Raw genomic sequence first — 368 nt, 5'->3', positions numbered from 1 at the left:
ATGGTCACGTCAGCCTCGACATTCATCATCACGAGGTGCTTGCCGTGCTCCATGGCGCGAAGGCCGATCTCGGCACCCACCGCCGGAACGCCGGTCGCATCGATCACCACGTCGATGAGGTCGTTTTCGAGGATGAGGTCGGCATTGCCGGTGACGGCGATCTTGCCGCCTTCCATCGCCGCGGTCAGGGCCGAGGCGGTGCTCACTTCCTTGGCATGGCCGGGTTCCCGGTAGGCGATGTCGACGGCTTTGAGCGCATTGGGCAGGTTCAGTTCGGAAATCGCGCCGATTTCGACGCCCGGCATATGCGCCACCCGCGTGACGATGTCCGTGCCCATCTCGCCCGAGCCGATCAGCCCGATGCGGAT

1 pseudogene is annotated in these 368 nt (G+C 64.4%); it reads right to left on the bottom strand.

The window, feature by feature from the left end:
- Positions 1 to 368, bottom strand: a pseudogene (locus tag ACTJJ7_RS28110) (homoserine dehydrogenase); the annotation flags it as partial.

The organism is Phyllobacterium sp. 22229, from assembly GCF_052056495.1.
Classification (GTDB): Bacteria; Pseudomonadota; Alphaproteobacteria; order Rhizobiales; family Rhizobiaceae; genus Phyllobacterium; species Phyllobacterium myrsinacearum.
Note: the sequence above shows the minus strand (reverse complement) of the source record. Positions and strands in the feature narration are given on the sequence as shown.